Here is a 16,198-nt window from a genome sequence, read left to right on the forward strand (position 1 = left end):
TGTCTTTCCAAGGAGTTGGCGCGTTACAATGGGCCATCGATCCCCTGATTGCAGCGCACCATGAGCAAGCCCGTCCCCCATCCCCTGATTGAACCTTTCCTCGACGCCCTCTGGCTGGAGCGGGGATTGTCTGACAACACGGTCAGCTCCTATCGCAGCGATCTGGAGAAATTCTCCCTCTGGCTCGACGAGCAGGGGAGCTCGCTGCTGCTGGCGGGGATGGACGAGATCCAGCACTACCTTGCCTGGCGGGTCGATCACCAGTTTGCGGCGAGCAGCACCGCCCGCTTCCTGTCGGCCCTGCGCCGCTTTTACCAGTATCTCAACCGCGAGAAGCTGCGCAGCGATGATCCGACCGTGCTGCTGGAGGGGCCCAAGCTGCCGAAAAAACTCCCCTCCGATTTAAGCGAGGCGGAAGTGGATGCCCTGCTGAGTGCGCCCTTGGTGGATGATCCGCTGGAGCTGCGGGACAAGGCGATGCTTGAACTGCTCTACGCCACCGGGCTGCGGGTCTCCGAGCTGGTGGGGCTCACCGCCGAGCATGTCAGCCTGCGTCAGGGGCTGGTGCGGGTGGTAGGCAAGGGGAACAAGGAGCGGCTGGTGCCGATGGGCGAGGAGGCGATGCACTGGCTGGAGCGTTACTACCGGGAGGCTCGCACCCTGCTGCTGGGGGGCACCAGTTCGGACGTGGTGTTTCCCTCCAAACAGGCCCGTATGATGACCCGCCAGACCTTCTGGCACCGCATCAAGCTCTACGCGCAGCGGGCCGGGATCAACGGCGAGCTATCCCCCCATACCTTGCGCCACGCCTTTGCCACCCATCTGCTTAACCACGGCGCCGACTTGCGAGTGGTGCAGATGCTGCTGGGCCATGCGGATCTCTCCACCACCCAGATCTACACCCATGTGGCCAACGAGCGACTCAAGGTACTGCACGGTGAGCACCACCCCAGAGCCTGAGTGCTTGGCCTCCCAAAAACAAAAAACCGCCAGCAGGCGGTTTTTTTGGCATTACACGACAGGAGGTGGCGTTTATTTCCCCTGTTGGGATTTGAGCAGATCGCGGATCTCGGTCAGCAGCTCCTGATCCTTGGTCGGGCCTGCCGGGGCGGCGGCTTCCTCTTCCTGCTTCTTCTTGAGGGTGTTGATGGCCTTCAGCCCCATGAAGATGGCGAAGGAGATGATTAGAAAGTCGATGATGGTCTGGATGAATTTGCCATAGGCGATGACCACGGCCGGGGTGCTGCCCTCTGCGGCCTTCAGGGTGACCGCCAGGTCGCTGAAGTCCACGCCGCCGAGGATCAGGCCGATGGGCGGCATGATCACGTCACCGACAAAGGAGGAGACAATCTTGCCGAAGGCGGCACCGATGATGATACCGACCGCCATGTCGATGACGTTGCCGCGGGCGGCAAAGGCTTTGAACTCTTGAATCAGACTCATTATTTCCTCCGAAATTAAACAAGATAGCGCGTTGATGGCCCTTGCCAAAGGGCGAACTCTTGTCAGGAAAACAGAGGCGAAGCCGCGTTATTCCTGTCGTCCTGACTAGCTTGCGGGCGTTATGAGTCCTTGGCAATCGGAGGGAATCATTTTTTTGGTACAAAGTGATATTAATTTTTTGGTAAGTAGCAGATTGAATAATGAGCTGTGCTGCTGTAGTTTGCTTGGTCGATTCATTCATACCACGTGAGTAAACAAGTGAAGTATTTACTACTGGGAATGATGCTTTTGTGCACATTTGCTGCCAGAGCGGGGATGGATACCCAAGCCTTGAAACAGACCATCACGGCCCGGTTGGGGGTACCCGTCTATCTGGTTGAACCGACCCCGATTGCGGGGTTGTATATGCTGGGTACCTCCCAGGGGGTGCTCTACAGCGATGCCAAAGGGGACTATGTGGTGCAGGGGATCATGCTGGATATGACCCGTGACATGAAGAACCTGACCATCTCTGGCATGCGTGAGCAGCGCCGACTGGGCCTGGCTCAGGTGGCCCATACTCCCATTGTGCTCAAGGCCCGGGATGAGCGTCACCGGGTCGCGCTGTTTCTCGGCGAACAGGATGCGGCACGCCGTCAGCTCTCTGCCACACTGCAACAGTTGCAGGCCTTAGGAGTTAGCGTCGAGATCTATCCCGTCATTGATCATGCCGAACGGGCCGCTGACTGGTGCAGCGACCCCCTGCTGCAAAATGATCCGTTAAAAGCCTATTTGCCTCAAACGGCATGTAGTGAGACCCTTATCCAAAATATTGGCCTGAGCCAATGGTTGGGGGTCAAGGTACTGCCGGCCTGGGTCTCCTCTGACGGGGATCTGGTGCGCGGGTATCAGAGCCCCGAACAGCTGCTCAAGATACTGGATCACATTGATGTCCCTGCAAATCCGTCGTCGTCCGCGAGTTGATGATTCCCATCTGCCTGCCACCCTGCATCCCCTGCTTCGCCAAATCTTCGCCAGTCGTGGCGTAGACGATCCCGCCCTGCTGGAGCGCAGCGCCAGCCAGCTGTTGCCGCCCCAGCGCCTCTATGGCATGGAGCAGGCGGTGCCGCTGCTGGCGGAGGCCCTGACTGCCCAGAAACGGATCCTGATCGTTGGTGACTTCGACTGCGACGGCGCCACCAGCTCGGCCCTGTGCGTGCTGGCGCTGCGCGCCATGAGCGGTCGCCACATCGATTTTCTGGTGCCCAACCGCTTCGAGTTCGGCTACGGCCTCACCCCCGAAATTGTCGAGCTGGCGGTGGCCCGTGGCGCCGAGTTCCTGATCACGGTGGATAACGGTATCTCCAGCATCGCCGGGGTGGCGGCGGCCAAGGCGGCGGGCATGCAGGTACTGGTTACCGATCACCATTTGCCGGGTCAGGAGCTGCCTGACGCCGATGCCATCGTCAACCCGAACCAGCATGGCTGCGATTTCCCCTCCAAGTCGCTGGCCGGGGTGGGGGTGGCCTTCTATCTGATGGCGGCTCTCAACACCCACCTGCGCCAGCTCGGTTGGTATGAGCGGCAAGGGCTGCGTGCCCCCAATGTGGCGGATTATCTCGATCTGGTGGCGCTTGGCACGGTGGCTGACGTGGTGGCGCTCGATGGCAACAACCGCATTCTGGTCCATCAGGGCTTGCAGAGGATCCGGGCCGGTCGCTGTCGCCCGGGCATTCAGGCGCTGGTGGATGTGTCGGGCCGCGATGGTCGCCGCCTCACCGCCGCTGACCTCGGTTTTGCGCTGGGGCCGCGCCTCAACGCGGTGGGCCGCCTCGATGACATGTCGCTCGGGGTCGCCTGTTTGCTGAGCGATGATCTCAATCTGGCGCGCCAGCTCGCCTCCGAGATGGACAGCCTCAATCAGGAGCGCAAGGAGATCGAGCAGGGGATGCAGCAGGAGGCGCTCTCCACCCTGGAGCAGATCCGGTTTCGCGATGGCGAGGTGCCGTCGGGCATCGTGCTGCACCGCAACGAGTGGCATCAGGGGGTGGTGGGGCTGGTGGCCTCCAAGGTGAAGGAGAAGTACTACCGCCCGGTCATCGCCTTTGCCGAGAGCAGCGAGAGCGAGCTCAAGGGCTCCGGCCGCTCCATCCCCGGCGTGCACCTGCGCGATGCGCTGGAACTGCTCGATACCCGCCACCCGGGCCTGATGGGCAAGTTTGGCGGCCACGCCATGGCGGCGGGGCTGACCCTGCCCAAGGCCAATATCGAGGCCTTCGGTCGGGCGTTTGAGGCGGTCATCAGCGAGCTGGTGACGCCGGAGCTGCTGACCGGGGTGCTGCTCACCGACGGCGAGCTGCTGCCGGACGAGCTAAATCTCGAGCTGGCGGAGCTTATTCGCGCCTCCGGCCCCTGGGGTCAGGCTTTCCCCGAGCCACTGTTTGACGGCGAGTTCGTGCTGGTGCAGCAGCGGCTGGTGGGGGAGAAGCACCTCAAGATGATGCTGACTACCGATTCCGGCTATGCGGTGGATGCCATCGCCTTTGGCGTCGATCTCAAGCGCTGGCCCGATGCCTCGGTCAAGCGGGTGCGGCTGGTCTACCGGCTCGATGTCAACGAGTGGCGCGGTAACCGCAGCGTGCAGCTGCTGGTGGAGCATCTGGAAGCGGCTGGTCTCTGAGCCGGTAGCATCGCTGATAGCGCTGACAACGGCCACCCTCGGGTGGCCGTTTTTGTTGGCGGATCTCTGGAAAAGGGCGTTGACCTGTCTATAGCTTCACAGTTTAAGCTCGTCTCTATCGGGTCACCTGAGGGCCCGCACCGTGAGTGATTGCCATGAAAATATCCGAACTGGCCCTCCGCTGCGGCCTCGCCCGCTCCACCCTGCTCTATTACGAGAAGCTGGGGGTGATTTCCGGTACCCGGGCCGCCAACGGCTATCGCCACTATGACGAGGGGGATCTGCAGCGACTGCAGATGGTGCAGGCCCTGCAGGCGGGTGGTCTCAGCCTCAAGCAGTGCCTCGCTTGTCTGGCTGGTGAGATAGATCAGGCGGCATTGCAGGCCCGGGTCAGGGAACTGGATGAGGAGCTGGAGAGGATGCGGCGCGCCCGGGATCTGCTTGCGGATCTGGCGGGGCTGAGCCTGCGCTCTGGTGAGGAATTCAAAGCCTGGCAGCTGCAACTGCAGCGCGAGGCACCGGAGGCCTACTTCGCGTGGGTGATGAAACAGGGTTTTAGCGAGAAAGATCGCTACCACTTGCAATGGTTGAGCAAAGACATGAATGAACATGAGCGTTACATCAAGGACTTTATCCAGCTGCTGGATGGCATGAGTTACTGGGGGCCGGGGGATCGAGCCTTCACTCAGCAGCAGTTTGCTGCTTTGCCCATCCGGCCGCGCCGGATCCTCGATATGGGCTGCGGGCGCGGGGCATCGACCATGGCGCTGGCTCAGGTGACCGATGCCGCCATTGTGGCCATCGATCTGGAAGAGGAGGCACTGGCCGCCGTGGCGCACTCCGCCCGTGCGGCGGGCTTTGAGCATGTATCCACCCTCTGCGCCAACATGGCGGCACTGCCGGACGATCTGGCTCCGGCTGACCTCATCTGGGCGGAGGGGAGCGCCTACGTGATGGGGGTTGCCAATGCGCTGAAGGCGTGGCGTCCGCTGCTCGCGAGCCCGCAGGCTTGCATCGTGCTGAGTGATGCGGTCTGGCTGACCGATAATCCGCCCGAGGAGGCATTGGCATTCTGGCAGCAGGATTATCCCGCCATGCAGACGCTGGCGGGCCTGCTTGAGACGGTACAAGCGGCAGGCTACCGCTGCCTGTCACACACCCCATTGCCGATGAGTGCCTGGAACAATTATCTGGACCCCATCGAGGTCAATCTGTTGCGCTATCGAGACGAGCTGGGGGAGAGTGCTGCCTGGCAGGACTTGAGTCGGGAAGTGGCCATCCACCGCCAATATCTGGGCAGTTACGGCTATGTGATCTGCTGCCTGCAAAAAGATGCTTGATAAGTTGTAGTAAACAACGAGGCGCCTGCGGGCGCCTCGTTGTTTATCGGGGATTGCGGATTGGCGTTACAGCTCGCGGGCCCAGGGGTGGGCCTTTGGGCGCAGCGCCAGCGCCAGACCCAGCAGCAGCACGGTCAGGCCGTAGAGGGGCCAGCTGCCAAAGCGCATGTAGGGGGTCTCGCCGTGGGCGGGACGCACCTCGCTGCGCAGCACACCCGCTTCAAACTGCGGGATCTGGCCGATGATGCTGCCGTCGATGTCGGTAACGATAGTGATGCCGGTGTTGGTGTCCCGCAGCAGCGGACGAGCCAGCTCCAGCGCGCGCATCCGGGCGATCTCCATATGCTGCCAGGGGCCGATGCTGGTGCCGAACCAGGCGTCGTTGGAGACGGTCAGCAGGAAGTCGGTATCGTCATTGACGTTGCGGCGCACCTCCTCCGGGAAGATGATCTCGTAGCAGATGGCGGCGGCGAATTTGAGCCCTTTGGCGATCAGGTTGGGCTGAATGTCATCGCCCCGGCTGAAGGAGGACATCGGCAGGTTGAAGAAGGGGGCGATGGGGCGCAGCAGATCTTCAAACGGCACGAACTCGCCGATGGGCAGCAGGTGGTACTTGTTGTAGCGGTTGGGGTGGTTGTAGAAGTAGGACTCCTTGCTATCCGCATCCTGCACCCCCATGCCGAGCACGGTATTGTAGAAGCGCTGTTGCTGCTCGTCGTAGTGGATGATCCCCGCCAGCAGGCCGGTATCGTTCACCTTCATCGCCTTGTCCAGATTCTCCAGATAGGGGCCCATCGCCTTCTCGATGGCCGGGATCGCCGACTCCGGCCAGACGATGATGTCGGCATCCTGATTCTCGCGGCTCAAGTCCTGATAGGTGCGCACCGTGGGGGCCAGCGCCTCCGGATCCCACTTGAGGGACTGGGCGATATTGCCCTGCACCAGTGCCACCTTGACCGGCTCGCCACGGGTGACCCAGTTGAGCTGCATCAGACCGTGAGCACCTGCGACCAGCAGGGCAGGCACCGCCAGCCAGAGCGGGGAGCGGGATTTCCACACCAGCCAGATGGCGGAGGCGGACAGCAACAGGGCGAGGGTGATGCCCTGCACCCCGAGAATGGGGGCGAAGCCCTTGAGGGGGCCGTCGATCTGGCTGTAACCAAACCAGAGCCAGGGGAAGCCGGTCATCACCCAGCCGCGCAGCCAGTCAGCCACCAACCACAGGGCCGGGAAGGCGAGCAGCCAGCGGCTCCAGTGACGGCCGCCAAAGAAGCGGGCGAAGGCCCAGCAGGCGAGCGTCGGGTAGAGCGCCAGATAGGCGGAGAGCCCGGCCAGCAGCACGAAGGCGACCGGCAGCGGGATGCCGCCAAACTCGGTCATGCTGACGTGGATCCACCACAGCCCCGGCAAAAAGAGTCCCATGGCGTAGCCAAAACCGCGCCAGGCGGCCTGTTTCGGCGTGGCTTTGTCCAGCATGGCGTAGAGGCCAAGCAGGGAGGGGATCACCAGCGGCCAGTAGCCGAAGGGGGAGAAGGCCAGCACGGCGATGGCACCACAGGCCAGCGCGCTGAGGCTCAACAGGATTCTTGATGTAACGGGAGATGATTTCACGGGCGATTGTGCTCGTCTTGGTGTGCAACTGGGGTCGAATGGCCGGTATCTTAACCTGTAAGCGGGGCAACGGCGAGCCTCGATGCCGGTGGCAGAGAGCACAACGCCCCGAGGTCGGGGCGTTGTTTCAAACATCGAGCGGATCTGCTTACTGCGGTTCGGATTGCGCCGCCGCGTGGTGCTCGGGGATCTTCACCTGCAACTGCTGCAGACGGCGTCGGTCGGCATGCATCACCTTGAACAGGTAGCCGTCCAGCTCGATCTCCTCGCCCTTCTTGGGCAGGTGGCTGAAGGCGTGCATCACCAGACCGCCCACCGTATCCACCTCTTCATCGCTGAATTTGGTGCCGAAGAAGTCGTTGAAATCCTCGATCTCGGTCAGGGCGCTGATGGAGAAGACCCGCTTGCTGAGGCGGCGGATCTCGTCCGGCTCATCTTCGATGTCGTCAAACTCGTCGTCAATCTCGCCAACGATCAGTTCCAGTATGTCTTCGATGGTCACCAGACCGGAGACGCCACCAAATTCGTCGACCACGATGGCCATGTGGTAGCGCTCTTCACGGAACTCCTTGAGCAGACGGTCAACCCGTTTGCTTTCCGGCACGATCACCGTGGGGCGCAAGATTTTCTCGAGCTGCAGCGGCTCGCTGGCGTGATGGCCGCCAAACCCGAAGGGGAGCAGATCCTTGGCGAGCAGAATGCCCTCCACATGATCCTTGTCTTCGTTGATCACCGGGAAGCGGGAGTGACCGGACTCGATGATCACCGGCAGGATCTCGTCCACCGGTTGGGATTTCTCGATGGTCACCATCTGGGAGCGGGGGATCATGATATCGCGCACGCGAAGATCGGCGATCTCCAGCACCCCCTCGATCATGTCCTTGGTGTCCTGATCGATGAGGTCTCGTTCTTCGGCATCGGCTATCACGTCTACCAAATCATTGCGGTCTTTTGGCTCGCCCTGGAAGAGTTGGCTGAGTTTGTCGAGCCAGGTTTTCTTCGGCGAGCCGGTACTAGGGTGATCGTCGGTCATTTTTTCTCTTGGTTACTCGCTTCAACACACTTGAAATTGTTCGGGTTATATAAGGATGGTCATCTGCTGTTTCAAGTCGATGACCGTCCGGCGTTTTACTCTTCGTCGTTCAGATAAGGATCGGCAAAACCGAGCTCCTGCATGATGTCGCGCTCAAGCGCTTCCATCTCTTCGGCTTCCTCATCATCGACATGGTCATAACCTAGCAGATGCAGACTGCCATGCACAACCATGTGGGCCCAGTGGGCCATGAGGGGCTTGCCCTGCTCTTGGGCCTCGTGCTCCACCACCTGACGGCAGATCACCAGATCGCCGAGCAGCGGCAGCTCCAGACCGGGCGGTGCCTCGAACGGGAAGGAGAGCACATTGGTAGGCTTGTCCTTGCCACGATAGGTGAGGTTGAGCTCGTTGCTCTCCGCCTCGTCGACGATACGCACCGTCACTTCAGCCTCTTGCTGGAAGCCGAGAATGGTGCCATCGAGCCAGCCTTGCAGCTGGGCTTCGGTGGGCAGGCCGTCAGTGCTGGCGCTGGCCAGCTGCAGATCCAGGGTTACGCTCATTGCTCGCTCTCTTTGCTGGTGCTCTCTTTGCCGATGCTCTCTTTCCCAATAATGGGGGCTGCTTTTTCCGCCGCCTGTTTGGCATCGAATGCCTCGTAAGCCTGCACGATGCGGGCCACCACCGGGTGGCGCACCACGTCTTTGGACTCGAAGAAGTTGAACGACAGGCCATCGACCCCTTGCAGCACTTCCAGCGCGTGACGCAGGCCGGATTTGGCGTTGCGTGGCAGGTCTACCTGGGTGATGTCACCGGTCACCACCGCCTTGGAGTTGAAGCCGATGCGGGTCAGGAACATCTTCATCTGCTCGGTGGTGGTGTTCTGGGCCTCATCGAGAATGATAAAGGCGTCATTGAGGGTTCTTCCGCGCATGTAGGCGAGCGGCGCCACTTCGATGATGTTGCGCTCCATCAGCTTCTCGACTCGCTCAAAGCCCAGCATTTCGAACAGGGCGTCGTAGAGCGGGCGCAGATAAGGGTCCACCTTCTGGGAGAGATCGCCGGGCAGGAAGCCGAGCTTTTCCCCCGCCTCCACCGCCGGACGAGTTAGCAGAATGCGGCGAATTTCCTGACGTTCCAAGGCATCCACGGCTGCCGCGACCGCCAGATAGGTTTTGCCGGTACCGGCCGGGCCGATGCCGAAGCAGATATCGTGGCGCACGATATTGGCGATGTACTGAGCCTGATTTGGGCTGCGTGGCTTGATGAGACCGCGCTTGGTCTTGACCGTCACCTCCTTGCCATAGGGGATGCCCGGCGCCGGTTCGTCATCCTGCTCCAGCACTCGCGACTCCTGAATGGCCAGATGGACCATGTCGGGAGTGATGTCGGTCACCTTGCCACCCTTGAGCGGTTGGGTTTCCACATAGAGGTGCTTGAGGATGACGGCTGCGGCATCCAGCTGGGCCGGTTTGCCCACCAGCTGGAAGTGGCTGTCACGGTAGCTGATCTCGACGCCGAGGCGGCGCTCCAGCTGCTTGATGTTGTCATCGAAGGGGCCGCACAGGCTGGCAAGGCGCTGGTTGTCGGCGGGCTCCAGATGCAGATTCAGGGTCGAGATGTGTCGGCTCAAAATATCCTCGTCTCAAGGCGCTCCCCATCCGCCTGGCGAATGGGGAGGAGGGGATTAATAGGGTGTGAAGGCGGCCACGCCCAGCTCGTCCGGCACATTGTCGGGACGACGGGCCAGGATTTCGCTCGGGGCGGTGGCGATCCGCAGGTTCATCTCGCTCTCGCCGCGGATGAACTTGCCGCGCAGGGAGTTGGGACGTACCTCGGTGATCTCCACGTCGGCAAAGCCGCCGATCAGGGTGTGCTGGCCTTCGAAGTTGACCACCCGGTTGTTCTCGGTGCGGCCACACAGCTGCATCGGGTCGAGCTTGGACGGCCCTTCCACCAGAATGCGCTGGGTGGTGCCCAGCATGGCGCGGCCAATCTGCATTGCCTGATTGTTGATGACGTGCTGCAGGCGGGCCAGCCGGGCTTTCTTCACTTCCATGTCGACATCGTCAGGCATGTCGGCAGCCGGAGTACCGGGGCGCGGACTGAAGACGAAGCTGTAGCTCATGTCAAAGTTGATCTCTTCGATCAGCTTCATGGTCGCTTCAAAGTCTTCGTCTGTTTCGTTCGGGAAGCCCACGATGAAGTCGGAGCTGATGGTGATGTCGGGACGGGCGGCACGCAGGCGACGGATCTTGGATTTGTACTCCAGGATGGTGTGCGGGCGCTTCATCATGGTCAGGATCCGGTCCGAGCCGCTTTGCACCGGCAGGTGCAGGAAGCTGACTACTTCCGGAGTGTCCTTGTAGACCTCGATGATGTCGTCGGTGAACTCGATCGGGTGGCTGGTGGTGTAGCGAATGCGATCGATACCGTCGATGGCGGCCACCAGGCGCAGCAGCTCGGCGAAGGTGCAGATGCCGTCATCAAAGGTCGGGCCGCGCCAGGCGTTGACGTTCTGACCGAGCAGGTTCACCTCGCGCACGCCCTGTTGGGCGAGCTGGGCGATTTCGTAGAGCACGTCGTCCAGCGGTCGACTCACCTCTTCACCGCGGGTGTAGGGCACCACGCAGTAAGTACAGTATTTGGAGCAGCCTTCCATGATGGAGACGAACGCGGTGGCCCCTTCGGCGCGCGGTTCGGGCAGGCTGTCGAATTTTTCGATCTCGGGGAAGGCGATATCAACCTGGGCACCACGGCCCTCTTGCACTTCCTTGATCATGGCGGGCAGGCGATGCAGGGTCTGCGGGCCGAACACGATATCCACATAGGGAGCGCGCTGGCGAATCGCATCGCCTTCCTGAGAGGCAACGCAGCCACCCACGCCGATCACCAGACCGGGCTTTTTGGCCTTGAGCTTTTTCCAGCGTCCCAGCTGGTGGAACACCTTCTCCTGCGCTTTTTCGCGGATGGAGCAGGTATTGAGCAGCAAGACATCTGCCTCTTCGGGCTCTTCGGTAAGCGTGTAGCCATTGCTGGCATCCAACAGGTCGGCCATTTTGGACGAGTCATACTCGTTCATCTGGCAACCCCAGGTTTTAATGTGAAGTTTCTTGCTCATTGCTTCTCTTGACTTGTTTTGAAATCGGCATGGTCAAAGGACCGCGCATTTTACTCCGCAATCTGGATACTGCCTAGCTAATATCCAGCTGGCAATGGTGCTCACCCGATACCTGTTGCCAGCAAGCTCAATAAGCTTTCTCCTTGATTTGACGCAGCAATTCCCCATTTGCCTCACTGTTTATCAGGCGACCTTGCGCTATCATGCAGCCATCCGGTTCACGTCCGGGCGCTGTCGCCGGACGCACCCTTTCAGGAATAAATGTATGGAACAGTGTGATATCGCCATCGTCGGCGCCGGCATGGTGGGCGCCGCCACCGCCTGTCTGCTGGCAGCTCAGGGCCTCTCGGTGCGGGTCATCGAGACCCAACTGCCGGAGCATTACGCGCCGGAGCAGCCGCTGGATCTGCGGGTCTCTGCCATCAGTCGGGCCTCGGTGGCGCTGCTGGAGCAGGCCGGTGCCTGGCACCATCTGCAGCAGATGCGGCTCTGCCCCTACCGCCGACTGGAGACCTGGGAGCTGGATGGTTTTGCCACCCGCTTCAACGCCGCCGATCTCGGTCTGCCCCAGCTCGGCTACATCATCGAAAACCGGTTGGTACAGCTCGCTCTGCTCAAACGGATGGAGGATTTCCCCACCATCCAGACCCACACCCCGGCAGCGGTGACCAGCCTGCGCCAGAGTGCGGATGAAGCTGTGCTGACCCTGGATGACGGCACCGGGCTGGCGGCCCGCTGGGTGCTGGCCTGTGACGGCGCCGAATCCCACACCCGCAAGCTGGCCGGTATCGGGGTATCGCGCTTCGAGTACCGCCAGCACTGCATGCTGATCAATATCGATACCGATTTTGCGCAGGAAGATATCACCTGGCAGCAGTTCACCCCGAGCGGCCCGCGCGCCTTCCTGCCGCTGCCCGGCCAGCACGGATCCCTGGTGTGGTATGACAGTCCGGCCCGCATCCGGGCGCTGGCTGCCATGAGCAATGAGGCGCTCGCCGCCGAGGTGCGCCGCCACTTCCCGAGTCGGCTCGGCGGGTTCACCGTCACTGGCAAGGGGAGCTTCCCGCTGGTGCGCCGCCACGCCAACGACTATCACGCCGGTCGGGTGGTGCTGCTCGGCGATGCCGCCCACACCATCAACCCGCTGGCGGGGCAGGGGGTCAACCTCGGCTTCAAGGATGTGGCTTGCTGGGCTGATCTGCTGCAAGGAGCTGGCGCCGACTGGCATCAACTGGCGCTGGCCGACCGTTACGAGCGGCGCCGCCGCCCTGACAACCTGTTGATGCAGTCGGGGATGGATCTCTTCTACGGGGTGTTCAGCAACGAGATTGGCCCCCTCAAGCTGGCCCGCAATCTGGCTCTCAATCTGGCGGACAAGGCGGGCCCTCTGAAGGAGATGGCGCTGCGATATGCGCTGGGGCTGGTTTGACAGGTAGGAACCAGATAGCACGGGCTGAATTCACGAAGGAGCAAAGGTGATGAACAAGGCACTGCTGGTGATCGATTTTATCAACGATATTGCCCATCCCGACGGGCGTATCGCCACCTCCGCAGCCCATGTGCTGGCGCAGGATGCCATTGCGCATGCCAATCAGGCGCTGGCCTATGCCCGCGCTCACGGCTGGTTGGTGGTACTGATCAAGGTGGGCTTTGATGGCGGCTATCAGCTGCAACCCAAGGGCTCCCCCATGTTTGGCCGCGCTCACCAGCTTGGTGCGCTTTCGCTTACCGACCCAGGCACCGATTTTCACCCGGATTTGGATGTGCAGCCCGGCGATCTGGTGCTGGCCAAGCCCAGAGTGAGCCCCTTCTACGGCACGGCGCTGGAGCCTGCGCTGCGGGCCAACCATATCGATCACCTCTATCTGTGCGGGGTGAGCACCAGCTGGGCCATTCAGGCTGCGGCGCGGGAAGGTCATGACAGGGACTACGCCATCACCATTCTGGAGGATGCCAGCGCGGCGGCGGATGCCACCGAGCATCACACCTCGCTGCGGATGCTTAGCCGCATCGCCGAGATCATCAAGGTGTCCCAGCTGGTCTGAGCCCCATCGCAGGCTGTACCCGATCACCGTTTTGAGATTGACTCTGCGGCCCTCTGTCGGGCCACAGCGCTTTTGGGCAACATGATTGCCAGGCAAGATAGTGCGCAATAGTGCTCACATGGATAGCAACAAGGATGGACAGATGCGTTATCAGGGACGGATCGCGAGCTGGAACGAGGCGCGCGGCTTTGGATTTATTACGCCGGAGCAAGAGGGCACCGAGCAGACAGCCAATGGATCACGCAGTGCAGGGCTGTTTGTGCATATCACGGCGCTGCAATCAGATGGTCGCGTACCCGAGCCGGGGGAGCGCGTCACCTATCTGATCGGCAGTGGTCAGGATGGCAAACCGAGGGCGCTACAGGTGTTTTTCCCCGATCGGCCGCTCACGTTGGCGGATGCAGGGCCGTCTGCCGCGTCATTTTCTGCACCATCAGCAGCAAGATCAGCAACACCATCGGCAACGCCATCATGGCGGGCGGCAAGTCAGCCGCCACGACCCAGCTCGACCAGAGAGCGGAGTAATCCCTATCGGCGCCGCAAGAGCAGCTGGCGCGGCAAACTCATCCCCCTGCTGGTGCTCGCCGGTCTCTTTTCCATTTATTCCCGCTTCTCGGCCGAGTCGATGGCGCCCTTGCCGACCCCCTCTGTTAGCAGCGGTGGCAGCAGTTTCAGTGAAGTCTCATCGCAACCGGCTCAACGCTACCAGTGTGATGGCCGGCAGCATTGTTCCCAGATGACCTCCTGCGAGGAGGCAACCTGGTTTTTGCAAAACTGCCCGAATACCAAAATGGACGGAGAGGGCGATGGCATCCCCTGTGAAAATCAGTGGTGTGGGCATTAAATGTTACTTATCAGTCAAATACATTCATAACCTGTTCTTGTTATCCGGTGCGGGGGCGCTGGCCTGAAACCTTGCCGGATGGGGGCCTCGCGATGAATGGTCTCAGTTGGCCAAGTGGTTATTGGGTGCTTTACTCTAACAGCTGATGCAACTGTTAATAGATGGCGATGCGCCACGTTTGCCACAGGATGGCCACTATGGTGGATGAAAGAGAGAAGCCTCGGAGCCGGTTTGCCGAGCGATCCCATTATCTGGCCGCGCTGCTGGATTCGCTGGAGGATCAGATCTCGGTGATCGATCGGGATGGGGTGATCCATTACACCAATCTCGCCTGGGATCTGTTTGCCGAGCAAAATGGCATGCCCAAAGGGTATGACTGGGTCGGGGTCAACTATACGGAGGTCTGTGACCACGCCGATGAGCCGTTAGCCCAGAGTGCCGTGGAGGGGATCCGCCGGGTGTTGCGTCGCATTCAGGAGAAGTTCTGTCTGGAGTACCCCTGCCACAGTCCGGATACCCAGCGCTGGTTTATGATGCGGGTGGCCCCTGTGGTCGGCATTGACACCGAGTTTTATGCCATCGCTCATACCAATATCACCGAGCGCAAGCTGCTGGAGCTGGAGGTGGCCAGCCTCTCCCAACATGATCCCCTGACCGGACTGGCCAATCGGCGGCTGTTCAACAGTTTTCTGCATAACGAGTGGCGCCGCAGCATGCGTGAACATACCCCGCTCTCCCTCATCATGCTGGATCTCGATAACTTCAAGGCGTGCAACGATCACTTCGGCCATCAGGTTGGAGATGATCTCTTGCGGCAGGTGGGTCACCTGCTCAACGCCTTTTGCCAGCGGCCTGCGGATCTGCCAAGCCGGTTCGGGGGCGATGAATTTGCGGTGGTCCTCGGCAATACCGGCAAGGAGGCAGCCTTGAGGATGGGGGAGGCGATTCGCCTCGGGATCAAGGAGTTGAGTATGAATGAGCTGGGCGATGCCCGGCTCAGCGCCAGTATCGGCATTGCTACCCAGCTCCCGGAGCGGGTGCTGATCTCGGAAGATGAGCTGCTGGCCGCAGCCGACATGGCTCTCTACACGGCCAAGAAGGAGGGGAAGAACCGTTGCCACAGCGTGGCTTGTCCCTCATTACCCAACCCTTGAGTGAAGGCCACATTCGATAATGGGACCGTGGCGAGGCTTTATCCCTTCTGACTCAGCCTGCTGAGGTGCGGGATGTGCCGCCATGACCAGCTGCAGGAATCGATCGCGAATGGGATCGGCAAACTCGGAATTCCAGACCAGACTGATTTCCCACTCTGACTTTGGCCCGGACAAGGGGTAGAGGGTGACGCCCTGGCCCGCGATAAAGCTGACGCTGCGTGGCAGTATGGCGTTGCCGATCCCGGCGGCCACCAACGCGACCAGTGTCTGTATATCCTCTGCTTCCTGGACTATGGCGGTCAGCCGGTTGGCGCCAAGGAAGCTGGCGATCTGCTGGCTCAGCCCAGGACAACGATGGCCGACCATTTGCAGCAGGGGCTGGTTGGCGAGGGCCCACTCAACGTCGAAGGTGGCCGGATCCGGCCCCGTCATCTGGCTGGGAACGGCCAGCACCAGCCGGTCGGTCAGCAATCTGTACTCTTGCAATTGAGGGGCCTGTGGTCTGCGCATGAAGCCCAGTTGCAACTGACCCGACAGTAGACGCTCATGCTGGGTGGCTGAGGTCATGTCCTGCATGTGTACCATCACATCGGGTACCTGCTGCTTGAAGCGGGCGACCAGCGAAGGAGCCAGCGCAAAGCTGGACAGCCCGAAGCCGATCTTGAGCCGACCGGCCACGCCGCTCGCCACCGCCAGTGCGTGACGTTCAAATTCCCTGCCGTGTTTGACCAGTGCGCTTGCCTGGGTGAGCAGCTGGGCGCCGAGCGCCGTCAGCTCGGCACCGTGGCGGCCCCGCTTGAACAGGGTGCAGCCCAGCGTCTGCTCCAGTCCCTGGATCTGCTTGGTGAGGGCCGGTTGGGTGATAAAGAGGCGGCTGGCCGCTTCCCGGTAGTTGGCGGTGTCGGCCAGCGTCACAAACGCCTGCAGTTGCCTCAAGTCGAATTTCATTCC

Annotated in this window: 15 protein-coding genes; 8 read left to right on the forward strand and 7 right to left on the reverse strand. The window is 61.2% G+C overall.

Annotated elements, in window-relative coordinates:
• Positions 1 to 60 precede the first annotated feature (60 nt).
• Positions 61 to 960: a site-specific tyrosine recombinase XerD gene (xerD, locus tag PG888_RS10005; RefSeq protein WP_270693324.1), complete on the forward strand. Its 900-nt coding sequence runs from the start codon at positions 61 to 63 to the stop codon at positions 958 to 960.
• A gap of 72 nt (positions 961 to 1,032) precedes the next feature.
• On the opposite strand, the gene mscL is transcribed toward xerD, so the two are convergent.
• On the reverse strand, positions 1,033 to 1,443 hold the full coding sequence (mscL, locus tag PG888_RS10010; RefSeq protein ID WP_042658573.1) for a large-conductance mechanosensitive channel protein MscL: 411 nt from the start codon (positions 1,441 to 1,443) through the stop codon (positions 1,033 to 1,035).
• A gap of 315 nt (positions 1,444 to 1,758) precedes the next feature.
• Here mscL and PG888_RS10015 point away from each other — a divergent pair, with 315 nt between their 5' ends.
• The 3 genes from PG888_RS10015 to PG888_RS10025 all read left to right on the forward strand — a co-directional run bounded on the left by PG888_RS10015 (position 1,759) and on the right by PG888_RS10025 (position 5,442).
• Positions 1,759 to 2,406, forward strand: coding sequence for a disulfide isomerase DsbC N-terminal domain-containing protein (locus tag PG888_RS10015; protein WP_058052703.1), 648 nt, complete (start codon positions 1,759 to 1,761; stop codon positions 2,404 to 2,406).
• Positions 2,372 to 4,102, forward strand: coding sequence for a single-stranded-DNA-specific exonuclease RecJ (recJ, locus tag PG888_RS10020; protein ID WP_270693325.1), 1,731 nt, complete (start codon positions 2,372 to 2,374; stop codon positions 4,100 to 4,102). The genes PG888_RS10015 and recJ overlap by 35 nt, the downstream gene beginning before the upstream one ends.
• Before the next feature lie 155 nt (positions 4,103 to 4,257).
• The gene (locus PG888_RS10025) at positions 4,258 to 5,442 is read left to right on the forward strand and encodes a MerR family transcriptional regulator (RefSeq protein WP_270693326.1); all 1,185 of its coding nucleotides are present in this window, start codon (positions 4,258 to 4,260) and stop codon (positions 5,440 to 5,442) included.
• A gap of 66 nt (positions 5,443 to 5,508) precedes the next feature.
• On the opposite strand, the gene lnt is transcribed toward PG888_RS10025, so the two are convergent.
• The 5 genes from lnt to miaB form a co-directional block, all read right to left on the reverse strand.
• Positions 5,509 to 7,053: an apolipoprotein N-acyltransferase gene (gene lnt / locus PG888_RS10030; protein ID WP_270693327.1), complete on the reverse strand. Its 1,545-nt coding sequence runs from the start codon at positions 7,051 to 7,053 to the stop codon at positions 5,509 to 5,511.
• Between the two features lie 148 nt (positions 7,054 to 7,201).
• Positions 7,202 to 8,086, reverse strand: a complete 885-nt coding sequence (gene corC / locus PG888_RS10035; protein ID WP_111805274.1) for a CNNM family magnesium/cobalt transport protein CorC — start codon at positions 8,084 to 8,086, stop codon at positions 7,202 to 7,204.
• Between the two features lie 95 nt (positions 8,087 to 8,181).
• Positions 8,182 to 8,646, reverse strand: coding sequence for an rRNA maturation RNase YbeY (gene ybeY, locus PG888_RS10040; protein WP_234605589.1), 465 nt, complete (start codon positions 8,644 to 8,646; stop codon positions 8,182 to 8,184).
• A complete protein-coding gene (locus PG888_RS10045; protein WP_234605592.1) occupies positions 8,643 to 9,716 on the reverse strand; it encodes a PhoH family protein in 1,074 nt (357 codons plus the stop codon). Before PG888_RS10045 ends, ybeY begins: the two co-directional genes overlap by 4 nt.
• A 54-nt stretch (positions 9,717 to 9,770) precedes the next feature.
• Complete coding sequence (miaB, locus tag PG888_RS10050) at positions 9,771 to 11,204, reverse strand: tRNA (N6-isopentenyl adenosine(37)-C2)-methylthiotransferase MiaB (protein ID WP_270693328.1); 1,434 nt, start codon at positions 11,202 to 11,204, stop codon at positions 9,771 to 9,773.
• A 265-nt stretch (positions 11,205 to 11,469) separates the two neighbouring features.
• Between miaB and PG888_RS10055 the strand changes: the two genes are divergently transcribed.
• From PG888_RS10055 to PG888_RS10070, 4 genes are all read left to right on the forward strand, one after another.
• Positions 11,470 to 12,633 carry an FAD-dependent oxidoreductase gene (locus PG888_RS10055; RefSeq protein ID WP_270693329.1) on the forward strand — a complete coding sequence of 388 codons (1,164 nt, stop codon included), beginning with the start codon at positions 11,470 to 11,472 and terminating at the stop codon, positions 12,631 to 12,633.
• A gap of 49 nt (positions 12,634 to 12,682) precedes the next feature.
• Positions 12,683 to 13,249: a cysteine hydrolase family protein gene (locus PG888_RS10060; protein WP_270693330.1), complete on the forward strand. Its 567-nt coding sequence runs from the start codon at positions 12,683 to 12,685 to the stop codon at positions 13,247 to 13,249.
• Positions 13,250 to 13,391: 142 nt separating this feature from the next.
• A complete protein-coding gene (locus PG888_RS10065; protein ID WP_270693348.1) occupies positions 13,392 to 14,093 on the forward strand; it encodes an excalibur calcium-binding domain-containing protein in 702 nt (233 codons plus the stop codon).
• A gap of 197 nt (positions 14,094 to 14,290) precedes the next feature.
• Complete coding sequence (locus PG888_RS10070; RefSeq protein WP_270693331.1) at positions 14,291 to 15,247, forward strand: sensor domain-containing diguanylate cyclase; 957 nt, start codon at positions 14,291 to 14,293, stop codon at positions 15,245 to 15,247.
• Here PG888_RS10070 and PG888_RS10075 read toward each other — a convergent pair.
• Entirely contained in the window at positions 15,233 to 16,195 is a 963-nt protein-coding gene (locus PG888_RS10075) for a LysR family transcriptional regulator (RefSeq protein ID WP_182938071.1), read from the reverse strand. The two genes, PG888_RS10070 and PG888_RS10075, sit on opposite strands and share 15 nt — an antisense overlap.
• Between the last annotated feature and the right edge of the window lie 3 nt (positions 16,196 to 16,198).

It is taken from the genome of Aeromonas sp. QDB23 (genome assembly GCF_027707745.1).
Lineage (GTDB): Bacteria > Pseudomonadota > Gammaproteobacteria > Enterobacterales > Aeromonadaceae > Aeromonas > Aeromonas allosaccharophila.